The organism is Acinetobacter sp. SH20PTE14, assembly GCF_021391555.1.
Lineage (GTDB): Bacteria > Pseudomonadota > Gammaproteobacteria > Pseudomonadales > Moraxellaceae > Acinetobacter > Acinetobacter amyesii.
Map to the genome: position 1 here is coordinate 2,425,622 of NZ_CP090067.1, position 20,454 is coordinate 2,446,075.

The window sequence follows — 20,454 nt, forward strand, 5'->3', positions numbered from 1 at the left end:
AGATAAAACATTCACCAGGACAGGAGATCTATTGAATGTCTGAAGCAACTGGCAAAAAAGCCGTTTTACAGCTTGATGGCAAAGAAATTGACTTACCAATTTACAGTGGCACTCTAGGCCCAGATGTAATTGACGTTAAAGATGTATTGGCCGCAGGTCACTTTACTTTTGATCCTGGTTTTGTCTCAACGGCTGCTTGTGAATCTAAAATCACTTTCATTGACGGCGGTAAAGGTGTTCTTCTACACCGTGGCTACCCAATCGACCAGCTTGCTACTAAAGCAGACTACTTAGAAACTTGCTACCTTCTTTTGAACGGCGAGCTTCCTACTGCTGAACAAAAACAAGAATTCGATGCTAAAGTTCGTAACCACACTATGGTTCACGATCAAGTTGGCCGTTTCTTCAATGGTTTCCGTCGTGACGCTCACCCTATGGCGATCATGTGTGGTGTTGTTGGTGCGCTTTCTGCGTTCTATCACAACGGTTTCGATGTTGAAAACATTGACCACCGCGAAATCACTGCTATTCGCTTAATCGCTAAAGTTCCTACTTTAGCTGCTTGGACTTACAAATACACAGTAGGCCAACCATTCGTTTACCCACGTAACGACTTAAGCTACGCAGAAAACTTCTTGTACATGATGTTTGCTACTCCTGCAGACCGTGATTACAAAGTTGACCCTATTCTTGCTAAAGCAATGGACCGTATCTTCACGCTTCATGCTGACCACGAACAAAACGCGTCTACTTCTACAGTACGTCTTGCTGGTTCTACTGGCGCTAACCCATACGCATGTATCGCTGCGGGTATCGCGGCTCTATGGGGACCTGCTCACGGCGGCGCGAACGAAGCTGTTCTTAAGATGCTTGACGAAATCGGCACTGTAGAAAACGTTGCTCCGTTCATGGAAAAAGTGAAAACTAAAGAAGTTAAACTTATGGGCTTCGGTCACCGAGTTTACAAAAACTTCGATCCACGTGCGAAAGTAATGAAAGAAACTTGTGACGAAGTGTTAACTGCACTTGGTATCAACGATCCACAACTTGCTTTGGCTATGGAACTTGAACGTATTGCGCTTTCTGACGAATACTTCATCAAACGTAACCTATACCCTAACGTAGACTTCTACTCAGGTATCATCCTTAAAGCGATTGGTATCCCAACAGAAATGTTTACCGTAATCTTCGCTCTTGCACGTACTGTTGGTTGGATTAGCCACTGGTTAGAAATGCACAGCGCACCTTACAAAATCGGTCGTCCTCGTCAACTTTACACTGGCGAAACTCAACGCGATATCCAAGGTCGTTAATTCGAAAGAATTGTGCGAATCTAAAAACCGTCCCTTTGGGGCGGTTTTTTTATGCAGCTAGATTTATTTTGCACTTTAAAAAAGACCCATCTGACTGATTTTTAAACTCAATCATTAGATAAAACGATGCATCACAAACTATAAAGTATGCTGTTTATTGCTGAGTGTATTTTAAATCGCCATTTTCTAGAAAGTCTCACACTGTTTCATCAGATAGCGTCATAAAAAAAGCCTAATTCCACGTAGAAATTAGGCTGTAAACAAAAGGCTTAAATATTGATGATGCTTTATTTTAGCTTATTAAGTTAAGTAACTTTTATTAAGCAACCTTCTCTAAGCAACCGTCTCATAGTCTGTCAAGTCCACCTGTTTTAGACGCTGCTTTAACTGTTTCAGTGACCACGGCCAAGCTGCAAAATTACGTCCATTGGCATCTAAGTAATAGCTCTTACAGCCGCCACTATTAAAGACTGTGGTCTGTAAATGCGTCTGTACTTTTGCATTGTGATAGGCCAATACATTTGGCTTAATTTCAAGCCGTTGTATCTTCTCTTGTTTCATTTTTACCAAAGCATCGACGATATACCCAACCTGTGCTTCTGCAATCCCAATGAATGAGTCATAAACCAAAATATTTGGCCCGAGCACCAAGAAGGCATTAGGTACTTGCGCGATACTGGTACCCAAAAACGCTTCAGGAGAGCTGTTTTTCCAAAGTTCTGACAATAACTCCCCTTTGGCATTTTTTACACGTTGTCCAATCGGCGGATGAGAAACTTCAAAACCCGTACCCCAAATAATGACATCGACTTCATGACGTTCACCATTTGCAGCAATAACAGTATTACCTTCTATTTCAACTAAACCATGTGGTACAAGTTCGACATTGGCTTGCTGCAAAGCAGGATAATAGTTATTGGCAAATAAAAGACGCTTACAACCAATAGAAAAGTTTGGTGTAACTTTTTCACGTAATTCAGCATCTTGAATTTGTGTTTTTAACAACTGACGACCCAAATAATTCACAGGCTCTAAAAGCGAAGGATTACGTAGTCCTAAATTTATACCATTTAATATACCGGCCACACTTTTGCGCCAAGTTTCTTGTACTGTTGGAAAGCGGGTAATGATGCCTTTCGCACGGTCATTCAGTGGCAAATCTGCTTTTGGCAATACCCATGGTGCGGTACGTTGAAACACCACCACATTTTTGGCAATAGGTTGAATCTGAGGAATAAACTGAATCGCAGATGCCCCCGTACCAATCACCGCAATACGTTTATCTTTTAAGTCATAGGCATGGTTCCATCGCGCAGAATGGAACATTTCACCTTCAAAGCTTTCAATACCTTTAATTTTTGGAATTTGAGGTTCAGTAATCGGCCCAGTGGAAAAAATTACCGTTCTCGCCGCATACTTACCTTTGCTCGTCTCCAATTGCCATTGCTTTAATTCCTCATTCCATTCCGCTGCAATCAATTCACAGTTGAACTGAATGTTATGATAAAGCCCATGCTGCTCTGCCACATCCTCTAAGTAGTTCAGAATCTCAGGTTGCTTGGCAAATAAATGACTCCATTTATGACTCGGCGCAAATGAAAAAGAATACAACGCCGAAGGAACATCACATCCACAACCTGGATAGGTGTTGTCGCGCCATGTTCCTCCCACGCGATTGGCTTTTTCTAAAACCACATAATCGGTATAACCCCGTCCATTCATTTGATGAGCAGCAGCTAAACCTGATATCCCCGCACCAATCACGATGGTATCGTAGACACGCACTTGATTTTCTACGCTTGGTTTTTCTAGGCTAGGCTCTAGCTCTGATTGGTCTTGTACTGCTTTTTTTGCTTTGGCAGAAGACGTTACAGGACGACGTGCATTAGTTTGCGTTGTTGCCTTTTTAGTTTGAGTTTTCTCTTGATCTAATGCTTTTACATCTTCGTCATGTAATTGTGTCGGCATATTCATGCTTTTGCTCCCGACTTTTTAATATAGTTGTTAAATAAGGGATAACCCACCCCCAATAAGCGGGTATAGGTTTGCGGGGATAGACGCTTTAACCACCAAAATAATTTGGCATCAGGTTGCGGAATGGTATACAACTTCCCTGCATCTAAATTATTCAATGTCAAATCGACGACATCGTGGCTCGTCGTAAATGCATGATTCATCAGCAGTTGATCAGCTAAGCCTGAATATCGATTGGGCAAGCGTCCATTTTTCATGATATTGGTCGGCACCAAAGTTGGGCATAGTACATTCACACGGATATTTGCCGATCTGAGCTCTGCCGATAAAGTTTCAGACAATGCCAACACACTCGACTTCGTCACGTTATATGCTGTCATTTCTGGTGCTGCGGTATATGCCGCAGCAGAAGCAACATTAATAATCGCGCCCCCCTGCTTATTTTGTTTCAACTTGGGTACAAAATAATGGCAGCCATGCACCACACCCCACAAATTGACATGCATGCACCACTGCCAGTCGTCTAAACTCAGCTCATCAAATTTACCACCCAACCCGACACCTGCATTGTTGATCACTAAGGTCACAGCATGTCCCATCAACTGCTCGGCTTGCTCTGACAGTGCTTTTACTTCTTCAGCTTTACCTACATCACACTGCACTGCATAAGCATTTGATGAGGTCATGGATTGAATTTGATCAACCGTTTCTTGCGCTGCTTCTAGATGAATATCGGCACAGACCACTGTCCCACCACGACGTGCCAACTCCAAAGCAAAGCTTCTTCCTATACCACTGCCTGCACCAGTAACCACCGCGTAGGCGTTTTCACTTGGCTTATTCTTTTTTCCAAATAGACCCATGGTTGTGTCCTTTTATCGTTTTAATGCTGGGGTAAATTCTTTGACAAAATAAGGTGTCAACACACCATCAACGGGGTTCAGCAAACGCTTTTTGTAATATTCAAGAAATGCAGAAGTGTCATGATCATTTGGGTGAAAACTTGGTCGTAAATAATCAAAAATATGCCCGAGGCTGCTGCCATAAACACCATCTTTTAAGCCAAAAATCAGTTGGAAACTGCGCGGAACATCTTTCCAGTAGCTTAGGCTAATCAAATTTGATGGCTTTCTGTAGAAAGGGACAATCGATGCACCAATTGAAATCAAACCCAAAATGGTAATTAATGCAGGGAAAAAGCCAGCAATACGTAAAGCATAATTACCTGATAATTCTTGATAAACATCATAGGCAATGTCTTTGTGTTCAGACTCTTCCAACATATGCCACATCCAAATAGCGCGCTGCTTTTCATCTATTGAATCAAAAAAGATTTCTTCATGATTCATCATGTATTCCGCAAGCACTGCGGTGAAATGCTCAATTGCTGCCATTAAGGATAACTTCATTGGCTGTGGCATACGTTCAAAACCATAGGCAAAGACGTAGTGTTCTAACTTTCTAAAAAATTGCACAGGCAGATTTCTTGCGCGATACGCTTCATTCATTTCTTCATGCATACGTGAATGAATAGCCTCTTGCCCAATCAACGACGTGACACGTTGTCTTAATACAGGATCTTGAATAAAGTCGCGATGATATCGAGCAGTATCAATCACCAAATCTTCGCCACGGGTTAAGAAAATAGATAAAGATGCAAAATAGGCACTGGCCAATTCTGCATTCATATAAAATTTTGGATCAATTTTTTCTGGTTCGAAATCAAATTTCATATGACGAATAGGTACAACGGCAGACTGTTTTGTTGGGTCAAAGACAGGGCCTGCAAATACGCGTGCTAAAGTTTTTTTTATCGGTTGAAAAGCGCTCATGATTTTGCTCTCAATTTGGGTGTTTACCGTTCATTGACTTCATGTCGATTAAAGTAAAAACACATAGATTGAGGATCAAATTAAGTGAGATAGATCACTAGGCCATTAGCAAAACCGACCTCTAGATTTGCAAAAATGCTCAAATATTTTCTTTGTCAGACAATCTTTAAAACATCAATGCTGCATGGCTCAAAAGCTTGTCATTAAAGGTCATGGCGTATTTTTTTGTGAGGGACGATTATTAGATTTTTTGCACTTCGCCAGTCACAGATTGATAGACCCATTGATGATCAAACAGGCTGTCATCTAAATGATCTAGTTTAAAATTACCGATAGCCACAGCATAGAATCCATTGCCCTGCTGCTTAAAATGTGTGATCTCTTGCATGAGTTCTTCAGTCAGTTGACCCATAATAAAGTCGGAAATCACTACCACATCGGCATGTACAAAATTCGGTTGTTTCAGCATGTCCACGGCATGATTCATCGCAGGGATAATATCTGTTCCCCCATGAAATGACTGCCCTAAAAAGTGAATGACATCATCCAAAGCGCTGTTACAGTGTAAATTCAGCGCGGTTAAATTGGTCGAGAAATTTACCAAATACATCGCTCGCTTTTCTTTTAGCGCTCGAATCGATAAATATAGACAAATCGCTTTGGAAATCAGTTCAGGTTGTCCATTCATTGAGCCACTGGTATCTAAGCAGACAATCATCGGGCCTTTTTGTCCGACTCGACGCTGTGTATGGCGTGGGTCTTCGATCACCCGTCCCTGTTGCTGACCTTGTCGATTAAAACTCATCAAGTTAGATTCTAAATATTTCAAATCAAATAAAACCTGCAAGTCTGGATCGGCTAATAGCGCCAACTCGCTAGGTAAAGCCATACTGAGTTCTTGTGCCAATTTAATTCCTGTAATTTCCTCTTGCGCCATCGGGGTGTGAATAAGCTGCTGTGGTTCTTGTTCTAACTGAGCAGAAATCCGCTTACGTGGCATACTCGGCTGTGCGCTTCCAATCATTTGACATAGGCGTTTAAGCGCCCGATCTTGCTCGAGATAATTCGCCCATTGCTCAAAGTTCTGTACATCATGCTCAGTTAATTGCCCTTTGGAATAGTCCAGAAAAATCCCAGTTTCAAACCCGACACTGTCATGGTGCTTGACCATTTTCGACAATGTCGCAAGAAAATCTTTGATTTCATCTAAAAAGGCATCTCGTTGTAAACGGAGTTGCTCAAACTCCCAATACGCAATAGCTTCAGTCAATTTGCGCTGCCATTTACCTTTGAATAGCTCAATGTGTAATTGACGCTGTTGCTCGGTCAGCAACGACTGTTGGCTCTGTTGCCACATTTCAGTGAATTCTGGAATCCCCAAGGTTTGCATGAAGGCGGCATATTCAGTGTGGAATTGAACAAAATCGCCCTGTTCCCAATGCTTTATCGCAAGCCAATGTTCCAATTGCTGCTGCGCCACCCCATAGGGATGCTGCTGATCTAAACTCGACTTTGCCTGAAAGGCCCATTCCTGAATTTTTTGATCGAGCTTTTTTGCAACTTTATGATCATCCAACCAATGTTTTAAACTGGATTGTTTTAATTCATCATAAAGTTGTGAACTTAATTCATCGAGTGCCGATTGGGTTTGTTGTCGTGTCGGTTTTAATTGCGACATAACTGTTCCAGACGCTCACAATCTTGCAATTGCAACTGATATCGTGCCAATTGCTGCTCAATAGATTGAATTAATTGTTGAATATCCAGTTCAGCGACAAAGACCGATTTAAACTGATGCTTTTGGCCGTTAAAGCGTTCCATTAACAGATCCAATTCTGTTTGAAAATGTGCTTTGATCTGTTGAACTTCGTGTAATAGCTCATATTGGCTTTGTGCTGAAAGTGCGCTACGTGGACTGCCTTTGGTATGTTTTATATACGGCGTCACCACTTCTTCTAAGCCGTAATAGCCACCTTTTAAAGTACACACTCTTGAACCATTAAAATTACACACGATTCCACGCACTTCTTCACCCGTATCATCTAAGGCAAAGAAGTCCTTTTTCGTATCCATTTTATCTAGTTCGAGATACAACACTTTATCTTTATAGTGTCGATCTAGATTGGTCACTGCACGCAAGTAGTCAATGCCATGAATTAAATAACTCTCATACACATCATCGGTATAATAAAAATGATTGAGCACCCGCTGTTCAAGTGCATCCTTCTCTGCCACATGCTGTTCAAACTGCAACCCGTAATTTAAGCCATTTTCAGCTAATACTTCATCTATCTGCTGCGAAACAAAGGCAATGTCTTCAGGCTGATTCCATAAGCAATGTTTTAAAATTAATAGATCACTCAAAATCACCGATGGACGATCATTTAAAAATGCACAGGCTTTGACTAAATAAGCCACACGCTGCCAACGACGGTCAGAGACATAGACCACATGATCTTCAAAGTTATGATTGAGTCGATTTTTAAGTTGATCAAACAGATTTAAAATCGATTCGGGTAAATCCACCTGATAAATCTGTTCCCGCCAATCTTGCAACTCCGCTTTTTTTATTTTTAAGGTCGTATCAAACTCAACACTGACTTGACTCGGCTTGGCCTGTAATAGTGCATGAAAGTTTTCTGCAACAGCAATCGGCGGCACTTCTAAGCGCAAAATAAAACGATCATACAAGGCATCTAAACCTTGATTCGGTTCGGGAATTTCATTCGATGCACTAACCAAAACATTCAATGGAACTTTTTGGACAATGTCACCATTTTTAAAACTCCGCTCATTCACCAAGGTCAGTAAAGTATTTAAAATCGCTGGACTGGCTTTCCAAATTTCATCTAAAAAAGCAAAATCTGCCCGTGGTAAATAATGTTCTGTTTTACGAATATATTGATCTTCTTTTAAAGCTTTGATCGATACCGGTCCAAAAATTTCTTCCGGTGTACTGAAACGATTCATCAAGTATTCAAAATAGTCATGGACTTCAAAAGCAGACGCGATTCGACGCGAAATCAAACTTTTTGCTGTGCCGGGCAAACCATATAAAAAGGTATTCATGCCCGCAACACCAGCCAGCAAACTCAATGCAATAATCTGCTCACGTTCATACATATTTTTGCTGATTTCAGAAATTAAAGTATTGATCCTTGCTTGCATCTGATTATCTGTTTGACCGAAAACTAAATTGTAACGCCCTAACCGATTTTTCGCTGTAGCAGATGCAAAAATATCGCTTTTTAAATACAGCGCAACAGCGTGATATTGTATTTTCAGGTTATAGTAAAACTACACATCCCTTTGGAACTCTAGAAACTTTTCATCATGTTGCCCTTCTTTCCTACACTCATCCGACTGTTAAAACTTGAAGGTTTTAAATATCGATCCCTCACGGCAGGTGAAATATCCATGTGTCGCAGTGTGTTTGGGGATTTGATTCAATATGAGCAAGTGAAAGTGATGAATCACCCTTTTTTTCCTTGGCAATCTGCGCATGTGGTCATGGCGCCTCAGGGGTATATCCATGCACGAAATTTACTGTTTAAAGCGGACTATGCCAAAGCGTCCTTAGGATATCGCGCCCTGTTTATTCATGAGATGGCCCATGTTTATCAATACCAGCAGCAGATCAATGTTTTGGGTCGGGGTGCTGTTTTACAGATGGCGTATTTCTTTAGTTTTAAAAAATATAATCCTTACCGCTATACCCTCAAACCACACAAGGCATTTTTTGACTACAACATTGAGCAACAAGGTGACATTGCTCGTGACATCTATTTAATGCGAATTAAAAATATTATTTTATATCCAGAACTTGTTCATCAAATTGAGCTGTAAAGCATCAATGCTCTTTGACGAATATTTATAGATAAATTGAATATCGCCAGATCATTCTATTTCACGCTATTGCTCGACCATTGACGCTATTTTAAGTACAAAAAAACAGCATTAATATTTACTTTATGGCACATAAGCTCAGCTAGGCTTTTAAAAGCTATGAATACCTCTAGTATCTCGCTTAAATTCAGATAAAATAGGTTCACCTTATTTTTTTGCTTTGCATCAAAACAAGTGAATTATCATACGATGATGGTGTTTTGTTTTCGCCTTTCGGCAGTATTTTTCGTATCTAAATACACTCGCTGAATAATCACAATAATACAAATCAGTGTGTTAAGTGTATTCACCTATAGGAATAGGATTTAGTTGGAATGAATAGTTTTAAAATTGCACTTGCTCAGTTCTCTCCGCATATTGGTAATCTAGAATCAAACGCAGCAAAAATGCTTCAACAAGCCAATGCTGCAAAAGAACAGAACGCAGATATTATTGTTTTTCCTGAACTTTCTACAGTTGGTTATCCTGCTGAAGATTTATTATTACGTCCAAGTTTAAATAAACGTACACAGCAAGCTTTTGAACAATTGGCGAACGTTAAGGACATCGTTTTAGTCTTTGGTTTTGTAAATCAAACTGAAGATGGTCAGCGCTATAACTCTGCTGCTGTCATGAAAAATGGTCAAGTTCTCGGGATTTACAACAAACAAAATCTTCCAAACTATAGCGTTTTTGATGAAAAACGTTATTTCAGTGAGGGTCATCAACACCTTGTCTTTGAATATTTAGGTCATAAGTTTGGTGTGTTGATTTGCGAAGATGTTTGGGCTTTACCAACGGTTCAACAGCTTGCTCAGTTAAATGTTGAAACCGCTTTGGTGTTGAATGCTTCACCTTATGAAGTTGGTAAACCACAGCATCGCATTGAAACAATGGCTGCATTGACCAAACAATTGAACATCAATTTGGTTTACTGTAACCAAGTCGGCGGTCAAGATGACCTTGTCTTTGATGGCACAAGCTTTGTGATGAACAATTCAGGTGAAGTTGCATTGCAAGCACCGAGTTTTGTTGAAGATCTATATATCGCAGAATACGATGCTGAACAAAAAGCCTTTAAAACAGGTGCAATCACGCCTGTATTAAATACCATGGCTGAAATCTACCAAAGCCTTGTGATCGCAACACGTGACTACGTACAACGTTCAGGCTTCCCAGGTGTGATTTTAGGTCTATCTGGTGGTATTGACTCAGCATTAACTTTAGCGATTGCTGCCGATGCGATTGGCGCCGATAAAGTTCAAGCGGTCATGATGCCATATACTTATACTGCACAAATCAGTGTTGAAGATGCGGCTGAACAAGCCAAGAATATGGGCATAACTTTTGGTATTGCCGAAATCAATCCAATTGTGAATGGCTTTATGCAAACCTTATTCCCTTTCTTTGGCGCTGCACCGACTGATGCGACTGAAGAAAACCTACAAGCGCGTTCTCGCGGTACATTGTTAATGGCCTTATCGAACAAGTTCGGCAATTTAGTCCTTTCTACGGGGAACAAGTCTGAATTATCTGTTGGTTACTGCACATTGTACGGTGATATGGTCGGTGGCTTTGCGGTTCTTAAAGACGTTTATAAAACGATTGTATTTGAACTTGCAAAATACCGTAACAGCATTTCAGAAACACCGGTGATTCCTGAACGTGTAATTACTCGTCCACCTTCTGCGGAACTTCGCCCAGATCAGAAAGACCAAGACTCATTACCTGAATATGAAGTATTGGATGCCATCTTGTATGCGTATATCGAAGAAGATATGAGCCAAGATGACATCATTGCTAAAGGTTTTGATGCTGAAGTGGTGAAAAAAGTCATCCGTTTGGTTGATCTAAACGAATACAAACGTCGCCAAGGCGCGATCGGTCCACGTATCAGCTCACGTGCATTTAGCCGTGAACGTCGCTACCCGATCGTGAATGGTTGGAAACCGGGTATCTAATTACTCGATCAAATTAAAAAGCCCAGTTCTATAACTGGGCTTTTTTACAGGCGCAAAATATGCAGTAGTAAAAGTTAAAAATAATAGACTTCTTTCATAATTCATTTTTTGCTCAGCTCTAAATTATAGATTCCCGCAATTAAATTGAATCTTAAGCCCAGTCTTTTTCCTCGATTACGATATCGCTCGGCAAGGATTTTGAAAGTTTTTAAACTACCAAATACATGCTCAACCCCAATTCTTCTTTTGTTGATTTCTTGATTATAGATTTTTAGTTCAGGATCCAATTTACAGCGCTTTTTTGCTTTTAATGGCAACAAGCTATTTGGATACACTGCGTAAATCCCTTGATAGCCTTTATCTGCAAAGATAAAGGCACCTGCCGGAATCTGATGTAAGTTTCGTTTGAAGAGTTCGAAATCATGTACAGCACCACGATCAGTGCATAAACTCAGAATTTGCTGAGTTCTATAATGAATGATGGCCTGGACTTTGAAAGTATGTGCCTTCTTTTTGCCACTATAGCTTTTCTTCTGTTTTTTTAGGTCTTTGTATTGGAATTTCTGTGGCATCAACAATCACCACGTTCCAGTCGATGCCTTCGCCCTCAGGCAAATGCTTCGGTAAATTAAATAAATTGGACTTGATCAGGCAGTCCTCTACATGACGGACAATTCTTGAAGCAGTCGGCTCTGACACACCATAACTTGTTGCAACATGGAACAAGGTTCGGTATTCGCGCCAATAACTTAAGCACAGAAGGATTTGATCTTCTATGCTCAATTTAGTTGGTCTACCTTTAGCAGGAACATGCATTTTCAGTTGTTCAATCATTAAATCAAAGGTTGACCATGATATGCCGGTGTATCGCTTAAACTGTGTTTCAGAAAGCTTCTTTGAATCGATATATTTCATCCGCAGATTATGCATGAATATTTAAAATTCTTCGGTACAAATAATCAGCAAGAGACTGTTCGTTTTTTGATTTATGAAAGAGGCTTAATTGAGATGTGTATTTCAAAAGTTAGGCCATCAAATAATACAGTTAAAGATTTGAGTTCACTTTTAATTTTAAATAAACATCGTAAATAGATCATTTTATTAGTGCTGTAATTATTTCAATCTATTTGACTTTTTCTAGGCACAAAAAAAGAGACCAAGCTGAGAGCTTGGTCTATAAAAATGGTGGCTATGACGAGACTTGAACTTGTGACCCCCGCATTATGAGTGCGGTGCTCTAACCAACTGAGCTACATAGCCGTAAACTGTGGTGGCATTATCTAGATTTCACACATTATCGTCAAGCATTTTTGTATGCAATTGTTCAGAGTTTAAACAAGCAAAGTTCAAGATGTTACTATTTAAGCAAATCATGCTATTTTTAGCCCTAATTACTATATTTTTTGATTAAAAATTAGAGTTTTATCATGCAATTCAATTCGATAAAAAAAGCCTGTCTGACCCTCAGCCTAGCTGTCATGACCTTCAATGGCTGCCAAATCGTTTCGCCTTTTTTTGTTGACTATAATGGTGTGCGACGTGATGTGGCGACTTGGATTAATAAACAGCCTTTATTGAGCATGCAACAAAAGCGCAGCATGGCTCAACTTAGCCGAGCACAGCAGCCTATCATTCGTCTCGACTTCAATGATCAGGAGAAATTAGTCAGTGTTGCTCGCGCCAATGAAGCTGCGATGTATTGTGCCAATCAGCATTTATCAGCGCGACAAATTCAACGCCTGCAAAAACAGATCTTCCCTGAAGATGCGTTGCATAAATTAAGCTTGCTTGAGCAACAAGCGTTGCATATTACCCTGACAGAGCAAGAGAAACAGTGTGATTAAAACCATGTCTGCTGTTGGATGAATTCATCTAGGCTCAATTTTTTCAGCACCAAATTGTCTTACAACCTAGACATAGCTGCTTACATTATTGAGCATTTTTGCTATCGCTAAGCGAGGTGAAAACAAGTCTATATTTTTGCAATATTTTTATTGCGAATTTCGCAATATCCTTATGAATTTACTTGGTTTTATTCCCAAATAAAAAAGCGTATGATGAAACTATGATCAATGTAAGTAGCGCTTTTTTTCAGGTTTTTCCATCCAAATTCAATTGATCAGATAAGGAGAAATAAGATGGCTTTAAATAATATTTTAGTTCCAGTGGACGGTTCAGAAACTTCTTATGCTGCGGTGGCTAAAGCTGTCGAGTTTGCAAAAACTTTTGGCAGTAAAATTACTGTGGTTCAAGTACTGACGCTCGATCCATATATTGCTGCAGAGTATATTTCAGCAGCGCAAACCAATGATTTAATTGAACGTGCTCGTGCATCGATTTTAAATACACTTGAAGAAGCAAAAGCGAAATTTTCAACTGAAGGTGTCACTGTTGAAACTCGCTTACTTGAAGGTCAAGTAGTGCATACTGAACTGGTTAAAGCTGCAGAAGAAACACATGCGGACTTGATTATTATTGGTTCACATGGCCGTACTGGGATCAAAAAATTCTTCTTGGGCAGCGTAGCTCAAAGCGTACTGGGTGCTTCAGACATTCCTGTTTTGGTTGTACGCAAATAAGCCATTAGATTTATAGCTTAAAAAAGCCTTCTGATCCTAGAGGGCTTTTTATTGACTACTTCATCAATAATAAAATTAAAACGCTAAGTTTAAGGCAAGGATTTTTTAAGGTATCCATTGATATTGTTTCAATGAGATGCGTCCATTCACTACAAAGACATTTTCAGCTGCCAATTTCAATTGCTGAATATTTTCGCCTTTTTCATTACAGCGCTGCGTGCTGATTTTTCCCTGCGCATTGACCACCCGATGCCATGGGATCGTTGATGTTGCATCTAGATGCTTAAGCACATAGCCAACTAGCCGTGCATGCTTCGGTAAACCCGCTAATTTGGCAATTTGTCCATAAGTGGCAATCTTCGCTTGCGGTATCAATTGAATAACCGACAAAATCTGCGTTGCCAATTCATCACTCTGCTTCACATGAGCTCCTTTGAGTCGCATCAAAAAAGAGAACCCTAAGGTTCTCTTTGATTAATACTTAATTTTTACAGATTAGTACAGTAATTGGTTGTGATCGAGTAAATCTTTCAAGGTCACATCAGTATTTTTCAATGTGAGAAATTCAACTTTATCGACACATTTGGGCTATGACAACCATTTGTATAAATATCGCCCCTTGGTAGAGAGCGCATTTATGCAATTAAAAACATGGCGAGATATCGTATTTCTTATGCAAAAAGACAGCGTCATTTAAAGCAGAACTTCAAATAAACTTTATCATGATGTGACTAAAAGCTTCATGACGGCACACCTTACACGTCGGACTGTCTTTAAGAATTCATTTCTTCCCAAAGCCACAGTTTTTTGTCTTTTCATGGTTTCGCATTTTTTCTTTGAGGAATGACTAGAGTGCTTATAAATCTGAAATGATATGCCTACAGCATTTTGTGTCATATGCGCCATCGGTATAGCTAGAATTCATTGGCTCACTAGGTGAAATTTATGCAAGTAAGTTTTCTAGTACTTATGAACTGCTGACATTGTTGTCATGAGCTGAATTGTCCATGTTTGCAATGTTTTCAGCATCTATACCAATACGAAGTTTACGCCATTGTCGTCGACCTTCAGACTGATGTTTATTAGGTTTCGATTCACCTTCAGCTAATAACTTCAAACCTATAGAGTCAACAAGTAGATGTAGTCCATCAGAACTTTTTTGATAGCTAATCGCAATATCAATATGTTTTTATCTCCTGCTGAATGACCAGTCATAATTTCCCACATTTTGCTGTTTCATGATGGAACACAGCTAGAAATAAAAAAAAGGAAATGCTCAAGCATTTCCTTTTTTTAAATCGAACAAAGCAATTTAGAAGTTTTCGGGGTTTTCTAATCGACGAACTTCTTGCACTTTCTCTGGATTATGTACAGCAGCAACACCATCATCCGCTTTGGTATCTATTAATGCTTCTGGGTTATATACCGTGATGGTTTCATTACCATGTATATCTTCGCCCACGATATATTGGAAACCCTTTTTATTCATTTTATGGCACATTCTTTGATACCAACCTTTGAAACCTTTGGTTTCTTCATTCGGGTTGTAATAAAAAGCATTCATCACAGCGGGTAAACCTAGGCCACACACGAGGCCCGACATTAAGACTGCAATAAATGTATATCCAATCAAAATACTGCTGTATTCACTGAGTTCAGGAATATTGGCAACAGCAAGGATTAAGGCCAATGAAATACCGCCACGAACCCCACCCCACGATAAGATGGCAAGGCTACCGTTGTAACTTTTTTTGCGGAAACTTGGGAAGAATGCAAAAGATAAATAGTTTGCTGCAAAGCGCGATGCATGCAAAATGATAAACGCCACCATACCACCTAAAATCAAACTGATACTTAAATCTAAGATAAATAACTCAAGTCCGATCAGGGTAAATAAGAAGGAGTTGATGATCCCTTCCACCGTATGCCAAAAATGATTGACTTCACGAATTTCACGATCTTGTAAAATTTCTTTCCATTTATTCCCAACAATCAAACCGCCAATGACACATGCAATAGGTGCAGATGCATGTGCGAAGAGTGCCACGAGATAAGATCCACATGCCAATAATGCTGTCGTTAAAATCAAGGATTCCATTTCATGTTTACCGCGGAGTAAACGTAAAATCCCTAAACCGAATGCCCAGCCAATAATGACTGCAACAACAATTTCATATAACAGTGTTTCAAGCGTACCAATGACGGTAAAATGTTCACCTTGCAAAACATTGAGTAAAGTCATAAACACAGCAATACACATGGCATCATTAAAGAGGGATTCGCCTTCTAGTTTGACTATTAAGTGATGTGGCGCACGCACCGAACTTAGTACACCTTTCACCCCAATCGGGTCGGTTGCGCCCAAAGCCGCACCTAATAACAACAACACCAATAAATCAACATGATGACCAATTAAGAACTGATAACCATATAAGGCAACACCAAAAAACACCGCACAAAGTACCAAGGCAATACTGGCCAAAATACTGATCGGCTTCCAATGCAGACGTAAATCGGAAACTTTAAATTTCAAGGCTGATGAAGTCAAAATGAAACAAATCACGCCATTAATTAAAAAGTCATAAAAGTCGATATGACGAACGGCCTCTTCAATATTGTGTAAATTAATCGTCACAAATTGATTGCCATTGAGTAGACTTGCGCCCCATTGCAAAATAAAGACAAAAATTGCAGAAACAATGGGAACACCTATGGCTTGTGGAAAGCCCAAGATACGTTTATTAAAAATCGTGGTTGCAATCGAAAGTGCAAAAATAACGGTAAAAACCTGTAGAAAAAAATAATTTCCCATTTCGTTCCCAATTTTGGTGCTGTGTCGCCTACAGAGTGAGATATAGGTATTTTTAAAATAAATACTAAATTTTTTAGTATTTGGAAATAAAATATTCTAACGAATTTTATCTAAATTCCGTGTATCAATTCAGTTTTTTTCACATCTTTTATCAAGATCATTTAACATAGCAAGCCTGCATAGATTTTATGCATTCTCATCATCTACATGATTTCTCCTATGCATCAGACTATTAAAACTGTTTTTCGACTCTTTTTTGCGGCTGTGATCTTTATCATTACGGCGGCCCTGATCCTCACTTGCTATAGCAAGACACAGGAAATTTTACGTGCTAAGCACTATTTTAGTCAGGCAAAAACGATCTCACTGGATTCAACGCCCAAAGAACAATTGGTTTTGGTCTCCAATAATGAATCACCCGATCGTGCGATTTTTATCATGCTGGCGAATAATGGTTATCTTGCCAAACTGAATTGTGAAAACTATGCACAAGATATTTGTCTCGATGAATTCAATCAGCAACACACCAGACAAATTCAACACCTCGATTTACTCAAAATTGGACAATTTCAATATATCCAAAATGTGAGTTTCACCAATAGCCGCACTGGACAAAAACAACAATTACGCTATAGCGATGCCCAATTAAAACAGTTCTATCAAAACGATATTTCGGGCCTTAAATATACTGTTTTTGGCGTGGCTTTATTCGCATTTGCCGCATTGTATGTCAGCTATCGTATTGTTCGAAACTTTAAATCATTTCTTAATAAATAAGTTTCAATCTATTTTTCAATGAAAAAAAGAGGATGTTTGCATCCTCCTTTTTTTGTTTTAAATGGCTTGGTTAAAGGTATCACAGCTATTGATATTGCCTGATTTCAACCCTGTCTGGAACCATTTCATACGTTGTTCACTGGTGCCGTGCGTGAAGCTATCTGGGACCACTTGCCCAGTTGCACTTTTCTGTAAATAGTCATCACCAATCTTATGTGCAGCGTCCATCGCTTCTTCTACATCACCCTGCTCTAAAAATTGGGTACGCTGTTGATTATGATGCGCCCAAATACCCGCAAAGCAGTCTGCTTGTAGTTCTTGCATGACCGAATAACGATTACCTTCAGCTTTAGACGCTTGCGCACGCGCCTGCTGAACTTGCTCAGAAATACCTAAAATCGTTTGGATATGATGTCCAACTTCATGGGCAACCACATAGGCTTGCGCAAAATCACCCGCCTGATCTTGACGACTCAATTCAGTTTGATTTTGTTCACCCGTGATGCCCATTTGCGTACGCATATCTTTAAAGAATGCAGTATCAATATAGACCTTCTGATCTGCTGGGCAATAAAACGGCCCCATTGCAGCTTGTGCTGTACCACAACCCGAGTTGACCACACCATTAAACATGACCAATTTAGGCGCTTTATACTGGGCATTTAACTGTTCTTGGAAGACTTTAGTCCATGTATCTTCCGTATCGGCCAAAACCGTTCCAACAAAATCCATCGCTTCTTGTTGTTCAGGTGTTGGATTATCCAAACCTTTGACTTCAGCCGTTTGACCCTGTGAAGTCACTTGTTTAGTCGCCTGATAAGCTTGCTGCGGATCTACACCAAAAAACTTCCACGCAACAAATGCTACAACCAAACCGAGAATACTGATACCACCCGCTTTTGCACCGCCACCACCGCGACGGTCTTCTACGTTTGAACTAACTCTTCGACCTTTCCAGCGCATAGTGATCTTCCTTATATAAAATAGTTGATATCCGTGCGTTTACAGATTAATCCTTTTGCGACTTTGGCCATACTTTTTGAACTAAAGACACGACGCACAGCACGATTAAACCTGCAATAAAACCTGTCACTAAATTGATTAAAGTCGGTGTTAATGCACCCACAATACTGCCAACTGTAGGAATATGTTCTGCATAATCCACAGAGCCTTCAATAAAATGGTGTAGCAGAGGCACACCATGGGTAATGATGCCACCACCCACTAAAAACATGGCAATCGTACCTACAATGGTTAATGTCTTCATCAACTTAGGTGCAAATGCTAACAAACCTTGTCCAACGGTCTTTTTAAATTGTGATGCTTGTTGCGTGAGATAAAGTCCTAAGTCATCAATTTTGACAATCATCGCGACAAAACCATAAACACCAACGGTCATTATAATTGCAATCACCGAAAGCACCATGACCTTAGTCCCAAATGCCGCAGTTGCAACCGTACCCAATGAAATCACCACAATTTCAGCAGATAAAATAAAATCGGTCCGGATGGCACCTTTGACTTTTTCTTTTTCAAAAGTCACCAAATCCGTTTCAATATGGGTCATCTCTTCACGAGCAACTTCTTCTGTTTTGGCTTTTTTATGATGCAAACTATGCAGGACTTTTTCCACACCCTCATAGCACAAAAACAAACCACCAATCATCAAAAGCGGTGTAATCAGCCAAGGTGCAACCACACTGATCAATAAAGCAGCCGGAACCAAAATTAATTTATTAACAAAAGATCCTTTGGCGACAGACCAAACGACAGGAAGTTCACGATCGGAACGGACACCACTGACTTGTTGTGCATTCAGTGCTAAATCATCTCCAAGGACACCCGCTGTTTTTTTGGCTGCCATCTTACTCATCACAGCAACGTCATCCAACACAGTTGCAATATCATCAAGTAAGATTAATAAGCTACTCGCCATTATTTTTATCCTTTAGGCATTTTTTAATATTCTAATTCTATTTAACGCTAAAATTGTATTTAGTTTTTTAATAATTAACAAAATATTCACCCATTTTTCAGTCAATTGTGCTGTGTCAGTAACAATCAAAAATAGAATGCCGTACAATGGGGACATTCTTTGAAAATCAGCCGTAGCTTTGACTACCACTTTGGAACAGATAATGAGTACTCAAGATAATCGTCCAGTGATTTTGACTGGCGACCGTCCGACTGGACAATTACATTTAGGTCATTTTGTAGGTTCTTTACGTTCACGTGTAGGTTTACAAGATTCGCATCATCAACATCTCCTTTTAGCTGATGCTCAAGCCTTAACTGATAATGCCGATAACTTCGAAAAAGTTCGTCGCAATATTATTGAAGTCGCAACCGATTATCTTGCTGTAGGAATTGACCCAACCAAAACCACGATTTGCGTTCAATCATGCTTACCAGCATTGAATGAATTGACCATGTTATATTTGAACTTTGTGACGGTTTCTCGCTTAGAGCGTAATCCAACCATCAAATCTGAGATTCAAATGCGTGGATTTGAGCGTGACATTCCTGCAGGTTTCTTATGCTATCCAGTGGCTCAAGCTGCCGATATTACAGCATTTAAAGCATCTGTCGTTCCAGTGGGCGAAGATCAAATTCCAATGATTGAACAAACCAATGAAATTGTTCGTCGTTTAAACCGTCAAATTGGTCGTGACGTACTTCCTGAATGTAAAGCTTTACTCTCTAATGTCGGCCGCTTGCCAGGTTTTGATGGTAAAGCAAAAATGTCTAAATCTTTGGGCAATACTATTGTGCTTGACGCGACTGATAAAGATATCAAGAAAGCCGTTAATGCAATGTATACCGATCCAAATCATTTACGCATTGAAGATCCAGGTCAAGTTGAAGGTAACGTCGTATTTACTTACCTCGATGCATTCGACCCTGATAAAGATGCTGTTGCAGAATTAAAAGAACACTATCGTCGTGGCGGTCTAGGCGATGGTACTGTGAAAAAGCGTCTTGAGGGTGTGCTAAAAGAGCTCATCGGCCCGATCCGTGAACGCCGTTTAGAATTGCAAAAAGATCCTGACTACATCATGGATATTTTAAAAACCGGTACCGATAAATGCCGTGATATTACCCAACAAACGTTAGATGAAATTAAATCTGGACTGGGTGTATTCCACTTCTAAATTTAAAAATTCTATAAAATTAAGCCTTTCCAATGTGAAAGGCTTTTTTATAGGCACTTTTTTGTGAAGGTATTCACAAAATCTCCTTAGTTTTAACGTTAGGTAACATCACTTAACGTGAACACCAATGAAATGACTGACCGTTCACTCTATTATCTATTTATGTTTT

General features: G+C 39.7%; 18 protein-coding genes, 1 tRNA gene and 1 pseudogene. 7 read left to right on the forward strand and 13 right to left on the reverse strand.

Annotated features, from left to right (window positions below; translation table 11 throughout):
* Window positions 1-35: 35 nt before the first annotated feature.
* Entirely contained in the window at window positions 36-1,313 is a 1,278-nt protein-coding gene (gltA, locus tag LXF01_RS11975; RefSeq protein WP_078189909.1) for a citrate synthase, read from the forward strand.
* 333 nt (window positions 1,314-1,646) lie between these two features.
* Here the strand turns inward: gltA and LXF01_RS11980 are convergent, their stop codons facing one another.
* The 5 genes from LXF01_RS11980 to LXF01_RS12000 all read right to left on the reverse strand — a co-directional run bounded on the left by LXF01_RS11980 (window position 1,647) and on the right by LXF01_RS12000 (window position 8,287).
* Window positions 1,647-3,287, reverse strand: a complete 1,641-nt coding sequence (locus LXF01_RS11980) for a flavin-containing monooxygenase (RefSeq protein WP_442781341.1) — start codon at window positions 3,285-3,287, stop codon at window positions 1,647-1,649.
* Complete coding sequence (locus LXF01_RS11985; protein ID WP_111884406.1) at window positions 3,284-4,150, reverse strand: SDR family NAD(P)-dependent oxidoreductase; 867 nt, start codon at window positions 4,148-4,150, stop codon at window positions 3,284-3,286. Before LXF01_RS11985 ends, LXF01_RS11980 begins: the two co-directional genes overlap by 4 nt.
* 12 nt (window positions 4,151-4,162) lie before the next feature.
* Complete coding sequence (locus LXF01_RS11990; RefSeq protein WP_233944419.1) at window positions 4,163-5,119, reverse strand: metal-dependent hydrolase; 957 nt, start codon at window positions 5,117-5,119, stop codon at window positions 4,163-4,165.
* A gap of 241 nt (window positions 5,120-5,360) precedes the next feature.
* Window positions 5,361-6,797, reverse strand: coding sequence for a VWA domain-containing protein (locus LXF01_RS11995; protein ID WP_233944420.1), 1,437 nt, complete (start codon window positions 6,795-6,797; stop codon window positions 5,361-5,363).
* On the reverse strand, window positions 6,785-8,287 hold the full coding sequence (locus LXF01_RS12000; protein ID WP_233944421.1) for an AAA family ATPase: 1,503 nt from the start codon (window positions 8,285-8,287) through the stop codon (window positions 6,785-6,787). The genes LXF01_RS11995 and LXF01_RS12000 overlap by 13 nt, the downstream gene beginning before the upstream one ends.
* Window positions 8,288-8,452: 165 nt before the next feature.
* Between LXF01_RS12000 and LXF01_RS12005 the strand changes: the two genes are divergently transcribed.
* Both LXF01_RS12005 and LXF01_RS12010 read left to right on the forward strand, forming a co-directional pair.
* Window positions 8,453-8,965: a hypothetical protein gene (locus LXF01_RS12005; protein WP_442781342.1), complete on the forward strand. Its 513-nt coding sequence runs from the start codon at window positions 8,453-8,455 to the stop codon at window positions 8,963-8,965.
* Between the two features lie 374 nt (window positions 8,966-9,339).
* Window positions 9,340-10,965 (forward strand): NAD+ synthase, encoded by a 1,626-nt coding sequence (locus tag LXF01_RS12010; RefSeq protein ID WP_233944422.1) that lies wholly within the window; start codon window positions 9,340-9,342, stop codon window positions 10,963-10,965.
* A gap of 101 nt (window positions 10,966-11,066) precedes the next feature.
* Here LXF01_RS12010 and LXF01_RS12015 read toward each other — a convergent pair whose 3' ends face one another.
* From LXF01_RS12015 to LXF01_RS12025, 3 genes are all read right to left on the reverse strand, one after another.
* Window positions 11,067-11,537, reverse strand: a complete 471-nt coding sequence (locus LXF01_RS12015) for a transposase family protein (RefSeq protein ID WP_233944423.1) — start codon at window positions 11,535-11,537, stop codon at window positions 11,067-11,069.
* Window positions 11,485-11,880, reverse strand: coding sequence for a transposase family protein (locus LXF01_RS12020; protein WP_233944424.1), 396 nt, complete (start codon window positions 11,878-11,880; stop codon window positions 11,485-11,487). The genes LXF01_RS12015 and LXF01_RS12020 overlap by 53 nt, the downstream gene beginning before the upstream one ends.
* 268 nt (window positions 11,881-12,148) lie before the next feature.
* Window positions 12,149-12,225 (reverse strand) — tRNA-Met (locus LXF01_RS12025).
* Window positions 12,226-12,392: 167 nt separating this feature from the next.
* On the opposite strand from LXF01_RS12025, the gene LXF01_RS12030 reads away from it, so the two are divergent.
* Both LXF01_RS12030 and LXF01_RS12035 read left to right on the forward strand, forming a co-directional pair.
* Complete coding sequence (locus LXF01_RS12030) at window positions 12,393-12,809, forward strand: hypothetical protein (protein ID WP_233944425.1); 417 nt, start codon at window positions 12,393-12,395, stop codon at window positions 12,807-12,809.
* A 294-nt stretch (window positions 12,810-13,103) separates the two neighbouring features.
* Window positions 13,104-13,544, forward strand: coding sequence for a universal stress protein (locus LXF01_RS12035; protein WP_078189919.1), 441 nt, complete (start codon window positions 13,104-13,106; stop codon window positions 13,542-13,544).
* A gap of 105 nt (window positions 13,545-13,649) precedes the next feature.
* Here LXF01_RS12035 and LXF01_RS12040 read toward each other — a convergent pair whose 3' ends face one another.
* From LXF01_RS12040 to LXF01_RS12050, 3 genes and pseudogenes are all read right to left on the reverse strand, one after another.
* Complete coding sequence (locus tag LXF01_RS12040) at window positions 13,650-13,967, reverse strand: MGMT family protein (protein ID WP_180115395.1); 318 nt, start codon at window positions 13,965-13,967, stop codon at window positions 13,650-13,652.
* Window positions 13,968-14,300: 333 nt separating this feature from the next.
* A pseudogene (locus tag LXF01_RS12045) lies at window positions 14,301-14,733 on the reverse strand (transposase); the annotation flags it as partial.
* Window positions 14,734-14,856: 123 nt separating this feature from the next.
* Window positions 14,857-16,356: a cation:proton antiporter gene (locus tag LXF01_RS12050; protein ID WP_180020652.1), complete on the reverse strand. Its 1,500-nt coding sequence runs from the start codon at window positions 16,354-16,356 to the stop codon at window positions 14,857-14,859.
* A gap of 219 nt (window positions 16,357-16,575) precedes the next feature.
* Between LXF01_RS12050 and LXF01_RS12055 the strand changes: the two genes are divergently transcribed.
* Complete coding sequence (locus LXF01_RS12055) at window positions 16,576-17,133, forward strand: hypothetical protein (RefSeq protein ID WP_168379229.1); 558 nt, start codon at window positions 16,576-16,578, stop codon at window positions 17,131-17,133.
* Window positions 17,134-17,190: 57 nt separating this feature from the next.
* Here the strand turns inward: LXF01_RS12055 and ypfJ are convergent, their stop codons facing one another.
* Together ypfJ and LXF01_RS12065 are read right to left on the reverse strand one after the other, a co-directional pair.
* Entirely contained in the window at window positions 17,191-18,096 is a 906-nt protein-coding gene (gene ypfJ / locus LXF01_RS12060; RefSeq protein WP_180007459.1) for a KPN_02809 family neutral zinc metallopeptidase, read from the reverse strand.
* 46 nt (window positions 18,097-18,142) lie between these two features.
* Window positions 18,143-19,069, reverse strand: a complete 927-nt coding sequence (locus LXF01_RS12065; protein WP_180007458.1) for a DUF808 domain-containing protein — start codon at window positions 19,067-19,069, stop codon at window positions 18,143-18,145.
* A 202-nt stretch (window positions 19,070-19,271) separates the two neighbouring features.
* Between LXF01_RS12065 and trpS the strand changes: the two genes are divergently transcribed.
* Window positions 19,272-20,285, forward strand: coding sequence for a tryptophan--tRNA ligase (trpS, locus tag LXF01_RS12070; RefSeq protein ID WP_180007457.1), 1,014 nt, complete (start codon window positions 19,272-19,274; stop codon window positions 20,283-20,285).
* Window positions 20,286-20,454: the final 169 nt, after the last annotated feature.

What these genes read in the sequence shown, in the direction of transcription:
- gltA (WP_078189909.1), top strand. Translation starts at nt 36, where the DNA reads ATGTCTGAAGCAACTGGCAAAAAAGCCGTTTTACAGCTTGATGGCAAA.
- LXF01_RS11980 (WP_442781341.1), bottom strand. Translation starts at nt 3,287, where the DNA reads ATGAATATGCCGACACAATTACATGACGAAGATGTAAAAGCATTAGAT.
- LXF01_RS11985 (WP_111884406.1), bottom strand. Translation starts at nt 4,150, where the DNA reads ATGGGTCTATTTGGAAAAAAGAATAAGCCAAGTGAAAACGCCTACGCG.
- LXF01_RS11990 (WP_233944419.1), bottom strand. Translation starts at nt 5,119, where the DNA reads ATGAGCGCTTTTCAACCGATAAAAAAAACTTTAGCACGCGTATTTGCA.
- LXF01_RS11995 (WP_233944420.1), bottom strand. Translation starts at nt 6,797, where the DNA reads ATGTCGCAATTAAAACCGACACGACAACAAACCCAATCGGCACTCGAT.
- LXF01_RS12000 (WP_233944421.1), bottom strand. Translation starts at nt 8,287, where the DNA reads ATGCAAGCAAGGATCAATACTTTAATTTCTGAAATCAGCAAAAATATG.
- LXF01_RS12005 (WP_442781342.1), top strand. Translation starts at nt 8,453, where the DNA reads ATGTTGCCCTTCTTTCCTACACTCATCCGACTGTTAAAACTTGAAGGT.
- LXF01_RS12010 (WP_233944422.1), top strand. Translation starts at nt 9,340, where the DNA reads ATGAATAGTTTTAAAATTGCACTTGCTCAGTTCTCTCCGCATATTGGT.
- LXF01_RS12015 (WP_233944423.1), bottom strand. Translation starts at nt 11,537, where the DNA reads ATGCCACAGAAATTCCAATACAAAGACCTAAAAAAACAGAAGAAAAGC.
- LXF01_RS12020 (WP_233944424.1), bottom strand. Translation starts at nt 11,880, where the DNA reads ATGAAATATATCGATTCAAAGAAGCTTTCTGAAACACAGTTTAAGCGA.
- LXF01_RS12030 (WP_233944425.1), top strand. Translation starts at nt 12,393, where the DNA reads ATGCAATTCAATTCGATAAAAAAAGCCTGTCTGACCCTCAGCCTAGCT.
- LXF01_RS12035 (WP_078189919.1), top strand. Translation starts at nt 13,104, where the DNA reads ATGGCTTTAAATAATATTTTAGTTCCAGTGGACGGTTCAGAAACTTCT.
- LXF01_RS12050 (WP_180020652.1), bottom strand. Translation starts at nt 16,356, where the DNA reads ATGGGAAATTATTTTTTTCTACAGGTTTTTACCGTTATTTTTGCACTT.
- LXF01_RS12055 (WP_168379229.1), top strand. Translation starts at nt 16,576, where the DNA reads ATGCATCAGACTATTAAAACTGTTTTTCGACTCTTTTTTGCGGCTGTG.
- ypfJ (WP_180007459.1), bottom strand. Translation starts at nt 18,096, where the DNA reads ATGCGCTGGAAAGGTCGAAGAGTTAGTTCAAACGTAGAAGACCGTCGC.
- LXF01_RS12065 (WP_180007458.1), bottom strand. Translation starts at nt 19,069, where the DNA reads ATGGCGAGTAGCTTATTAATCTTACTTGATGATATTGCAACTGTGTTG.
- trpS (WP_180007457.1), top strand. Translation starts at nt 19,272, where the DNA reads ATGAGTACTCAAGATAATCGTCCAGTGATTTTGACTGGCGACCGTCCG.